Here is a 5709-nt window from a genome sequence, read left to right as displayed (position 1 = left end):
CACTGTTCAAACAACTGAAGATACATTGGTAGAAGAAGACGAAACATTTAGTGTGAGTTTAGCCAATCCTACCAACGGTGCAGTCATTAGTTCTACTCAAGGTGCAGCTAAGGGAACAATCATTGATGATGATGATGAAATTGTTGCGGTAGCAACACTTGAACGAAGTGACACCTTTGGTATCTTTACTATTAGAGGGTCAGCACTCAAGGTAACTTTAGTAGAACACGGTTCCACTCAAGTGAATGAATTGGGTGTATTTCTTGTTGATAATGCCCAGGGTAGCATTAACGGTATTGCTCCTGGAGCATCTGGTTACAATCAAGCTGCTTTAGATCGAGCTAAAACCCAGAGTAAGGCCATTTTCTCAGTTATTTCCGATCTTCCTAATGGGTTTAACAGTGTTGGTTTGACACGCTTACTTGGATTTAATAGTGGTGAACATCTGAAATTCTTTTTAATTAAAGATGGGACAATCGACTCTTATCAGTCTGGACAAACACCTGCATCTAATATATTGTTTGCTAATCCTTCAAACCAAAGAATTACAGGATCTTCTACTCAAGGTTTTACCTTAGACTGGGAAGATGGCACGGGTAATTCTACAGACTTCAAGGATTTAATTATCAAGATTGAATCAACCAATGATGACTTAGTTTTAGGTACAAACCTACAAGGGCAAAGTCAAGCAGAGATTATTGATTTAAGCGATATATCAGGTCAAGTAAGAGCGAATTTCTCTGTTTTTCGGGAAGCTTCCTTTAATAATGAAGTTTACTTTTATGAAGTAGACTCTGTTAATGGACAAATTGGTAGTTTACAAGCGAATGCAAATAATAGAGCAGCTTATTTACAAGCAGCAATTAATAATCTGCTCAAAGATGCAACAACTGGTCAAACAATCAAATTTGCTGTTAGCAACCAAGGTACACAAACCGGTAGTGCTACTATTAATGCTGGTTCAATCTTTGCTCCTATGATTGTAATCAATGGAACTTTGTCTGAGCTAATGGATAATAACGGTGATAATGATCCTAGAGTTTATTTCCCTTATTTGGGAGTAAATAGTGATGGTGTTGACCACATTCGCTTACTCGGAAATAACACTTTTGGTTTCGAGGATTTACCAAATGGTGGAGATAGAGATTACAATGATGTAATTGTTAAATTCAATTTTTCTAGTATTGTTTAGATAATACTAAGAAATTGGCTCAAAAACCTCTCTCCTTGTAGGAGAGAGGCTTTACAACTTTAGGATAGGAAGATTAGATTTAGAGCGCGCTGGATCACCAATTACGATCACGGATTTAATGGATTACACGGATGACACGGATTTGAAGATTATCCAATCACCAATCACCTTGGTCGTCCCAAAGTTGTAATATAAAGAACAGCCTCGTCAATAGGGATTCCCAACACTTCATTTACTTGGTCATCAAAGAAGCCCCCAATGCCGCTAACACCTAAATTGAGCCGAATTGCTGCTAAATTTAGCCTTTGTCCTAAATGTCCTGCATCTAAATGTAAATAACGGTAAACACGATCGCCATATTGTGCGATCGCTCTCTTTAAATCCGCAGTATGAAATAACACCGCCCCCGCATCCCTGCCTAATTCCTGACCCAAACACAAAAAATGTAATTCCCGACGGAAATTCTTAAACCGGATTTGGCGTAATTCTTGGGCTTTTGGTGCATAATAATAACAGCCGGCATCCAAACCTTTAACCCCAGAAACTACAATAAATGTCTCAATTAAATTTAGGTCTAAATAATCAGGTTGAGGATCTAAATTTTGGATAATGTAATTTTGTGGCTGATAGGTAAAATCAAGTAAGGCTTTCAGTTCATCAAGAGTTAAATCATCACCACTATAAGCACGGGTAGAACGACGTTTGTACATTGTCGTTTCCAAATTTGTCAGTTTTTCTCCCCAATCAATTGGTGAAGTGATAGTAGAAATTTTATCACAAAAAGGAAAATTATATTTATCTTCCAATGATCTTTCTTGTTTAACCATTGGTAAATTTGGTTTACCAGTTGTACCCGGTTCTATTTGGGTGTGGAGATGAAAATATTTCAGTAGTTCCCCATCGGGAATTGAGGGATAATTGGTTTCAGTGGTTGAAGGTAAAGCCGTTTGTCCTAAAGGCAAATTTTGCTGGATATCTAATAAATCTGCTAAAGCCAAAACAGCCGTTACACCCTCTTGCTGAGTATCAATATAAAGTAGATCATTCACTGCTTGATCCACAAAACCGCCAATTAAGTGGGGACGATAATCAGCGATCGCCCCTGCCAACTCAATATTACCCAACAAATGCCCCGTATCCAAAAAAATCCGTCGATAAGCCCTATCCTCATAACGCCACACCGAACGATAGAAGACAGCAGTGGTAATTATAGCCAATTGGGTACTTTCTAGGCTAGAATGCCAAAAACAAGCCGTTTGCAAAGCTGGCCACACATCACTTTCCCAATAGTGCATCAGCGAATGAGTCCGGCATTGATAATTGTATAATCCCGGTGGCAATAATGGCGTACCACGGGAAACTAGATACACCTCAGCCGGATATAATCCCCCCGCACTGGGAGCAGCCCGTAAATATACGGCACTGCCCATAGAAGGCATTCTCGCAGTTAATCCGTAGCTACGAAACAAAAATTCGGAAAGTCGCTGCCACCATTGAGCATCAGGATTATTAACAAATGCCTCTGGTTTTTCTTGCAAATAGGGTTTAAGGTCAATGTCAGAGCCAATCTTGTACTCTTTAAATGGTACAGGCTGTTTATCCCAATCTAACTTTTGACTTTTAGCGGCAAGGGTCTGAGGATCGTACTTAGTACGTTCGTGGTAATGTTGGGCAATAGACTGGTGTATTTCTGGCATAGTAATTTTAATACCCTAAAAAAGTTCCATTTTGATCTTGACATTCATCAGCATTATTTTTCCCCCTACCCAAAATGATATCTGTACGTCAAACTCTCACAAAACCTGATATTCAACTTTCTTATCTAGAGTGGAATCAAGGTCAAGAACCATTAATTTTATTACACGGTTTAGGCGATCATGCTGGGGTATGGTCAAGTCTAGGAGATTATTTAGCGACAGACTACCATATTGTTGCCCCCGATATGCGTGGTCATGGTGACAGTAGCAAGCCCGAAAAGGATTATACTTTTGAAAGTGCGATCGCTGATTTAGAAGCACTCATGGATCAATTAGAATGGTCTACTGCCCATGTCGTCAGTCACTCTTGGACTGGCAAATTAGCTGCTATTTGGGCTAGAATCAACCCAAAACGCCTCAAGAGTATCACCCTTGTAGATCCTATTTTTATTTGGCAAATGCCCAGTTTTTTCCAGTTAACTTTCCCTTTGTTATACCGTGTCCTACCTTTTCTCAAAAGTATGGGACCCTTTGCCAGTTATCAACAAGCTGAACAACAAATACGACAGTTAAGCCAATATCAAGGTTGGAACTCTTTACAACAGCAAGTTTTCCAAGCCGGCATTGAACAAAAACCCGATGGTAGTTGGGGTAGCAAATTCACTATCGCTGCCCGTGATGGGATTTTTCAGGCAGTCATGCAAGTACCGGGTTTTATCACCCCTATAGATACTCCTGCCCTCTTTATACAACCCCAAAAAGGTCTAAACCGCCAAAATTGGCAAATTCGACCATACAAAACCAACCTCAAAAACCTAGTTTTCTGCCAAGTTCCTGGTAATCATTGGCCTTTTTTAACCCACCCCGCAGAATTTAATCAAACAGTAGCAAGTTTTTTAGCATCACAATATAGCAGGAGTCAGGAGTCAGGAGTCAGGAGTCAGAATTAAAACCCTGTTGTGAAGCTAGTTTCATCAATGGCTTACGCCAAGCTGCGCTAACAATTGATGTCCTAACCACCTTGGCGGTTGCTATAAAACCAATGTAGGGGAGTATTCCAATACGCCCCTTCTCTAAACTATACCGATCAAAATTATGGTTCTTGATCTTTAATCCGCTCTATTTCTGGTTTTATTTGATGGTCAAAAGTTGTATTTTCCTGGGTGATACCAATCATAGTAAATAAAATAGCACCTCCCAATGCCAAAAATATCGCTGGACGTTTTAGAAAGACTAAATCTCTAAAAATCCTAGCTATAGGACGGCTTTGACGACGTAGAGACGAAGAAATAATCATCTGTCTCCATGTAAAAGGATCACGCACGTAGTGACCACTTCTACAAACCACTAACCTTTCTTGACAATAAGGACAGGTAAACAAGCCGATATAAGTCTTGATTGGCTTTGTTCTATTATTTCTTTGGCAAATTGGGCAAGTGACATAATGGTTATCAAAGGTGTGTGTATTCATCTAGCTCATCCACTTAGTCCATTTACTCGCGCTATAAAAATAGGTATACAGAATTTTTTTGGAAGTATCCTAATTTTGCCAAAATACTAGCCAAACCAAATCAGCCTGTGGTGACTGTATCTAGCCTGGAAACACGGTTTAAACCCGATTAAGACAAAACTAACACAGTAGAGTTAACCCAAAAAGTTGTACTTGTACAGATAAAACTAAACAGAGACAGAGCAATTTTTTGAGGCTCTTATAACTGCCAGCAATACAATTCTTCCATTTTACTAGAGAAAATCCTACTCCTTACAAAAATTATAAGTAATTTTATTTTGGGATGTTGGAGATAACCAACAATCACTTGATTCACATCAAGGGTTTTTGTAGCTTCGCTATTTTTATGTCTCTTCCCACTCAAAGAATATGGATTAAATGAACCTCATTTCCGTAGCGTCCCGTAGAGATAGACGCAAAGGAATAAGCAAGATATGTAATTTTACCCCTTGGCGGTTAACTTTGGCGATTAACTAAGGTTGCACTAGCTTGGTCAACTGGCGTTAATATCACTTGGTTAATATTAACATGAGTAGGTCTAGTGGCACAGAAAAATATTACATCAGCCACATCATCTGGTGTTAGGGGAGTCAGTCCTTGATAAACTTTTTGAGCGCGTTCGGTGTCTCCATGAAAACGCACTTGACTAAATTCTGTTTCTACCAGTCCGGGGTCAACGGAGGTTACACGCAGGGGAGTTCCTAAAAGGTCTTGTTTTAAGCCTTCAGAAATTGCCTTAACTGCGGCTTTTGTTCCACAGTAAACGTTACCACCGGGATAGGTTTGATGTCCAGCAATTGAACCGAGATTGATGATATGACCTTTAGCACGAGTTACCATTCCTGGGACAACAAAGCGGGTAAGATAAAGTAAGCCCTTGATGTTGGTATCAATCATTTCTTCCCAATCTTGGATGTCTCCTTCGTGCAACTTATCTAAACCGCGACTTAAACCGGCATTGTTGATTAAAATGTCAATATTTGACCAAGCGGGGGGTAAATTAGATATGGCAAATTCTACAGCAGAGCGATCGCTCACATCCAGTTCTAATAAATGGTATTGTGTAGAATCCAGACGTAGTGTTTCTCCTAATTCCTGCAAACGTTCCTTCCGTCGCGCTACCAAAATCAGTTTTGCACCCGCAGCAGAAAATATTTTAGCACAAGCCGCACCAATCCCACTACTTGCGCCGGTAATTAAAATAATATGGTTTTCTAGAGAAATCATCAGAACTTTTTGGTTTTTACAAAAAAGGGAACAGGGAACAGCGAACAGCGAACAGCGAACAGCGAACAGACAAGAAACTAAGG

General features: G+C 39.7%; 5 protein-coding genes. 2 read left to right on the top strand and 3 right to left on the bottom strand.

All coding sequences use genetic code 11. The annotated features are described in order from the left end of the window. On the top strand, positions 1-1192 hold a 1192-nt coding region (locus VB711_RS23240; RefSeq protein ID WP_323288726.1), incomplete at its 5' end, for a DUF4114 domain-containing protein. Between the two features lie 164 nt (positions 1193-1356). Here the strand turns inward: VB711_RS23240 and VB711_RS23235 are convergent. Beyond that, on the bottom strand, positions 1357-2889 hold the full coding sequence (locus VB711_RS23235) for a SagB/ThcOx family dehydrogenase (protein ID WP_323288725.1): 1533 nt from the start codon (positions 2887-2889) through the stop codon (positions 1357-1359). A gap of 74 nt (positions 2890-2963) precedes the next feature. Between VB711_RS23235 and VB711_RS23230 the strand changes: the two genes are divergently transcribed. Then, positions 2964-3839 (top strand): alpha/beta hydrolase, encoded by an 876-nt coding sequence (locus tag VB711_RS23230; RefSeq protein ID WP_323288724.1) that lies wholly within the window; start codon positions 2964-2966, stop codon positions 3837-3839. A gap of 143 nt (positions 3840-3982) precedes the next feature. On the opposite strand, the gene VB711_RS23225 is transcribed toward VB711_RS23230, so the two are convergent. After that, on the bottom strand, positions 3983-4360 hold the full coding sequence (locus VB711_RS23225) for a hypothetical protein (RefSeq protein ID WP_323288723.1): 378 nt from the start codon (positions 4358-4360) through the stop codon (positions 3983-3985). 495 nt (positions 4361-4855) lie between these two features. Beyond that, positions 4856-5626 carry an SDR family oxidoreductase gene (locus tag VB711_RS23220; RefSeq protein WP_323288728.1) on the bottom strand — a complete coding sequence of 257 codons (771 nt, stop codon included), beginning with the start codon at positions 5624-5626 and terminating at the stop codon, positions 4856-4858. Positions 5627-5709 lie beyond the last annotated feature (83 nt).

Origin of the sequence: Cronbergia sp. UHCC 0137 (assembly GCF_034932285.1) — a bacterium.
Taxonomy (GTDB): Bacteria; Cyanobacteriota; Cyanobacteriia; order Cyanobacteriales; family Nostocaceae; genus Cronbergia.
The sequence above is the reverse complement of the archived record's forward strand: the minus strand, read 5'-3'. Positions and strand labels throughout refer to the sequence as shown.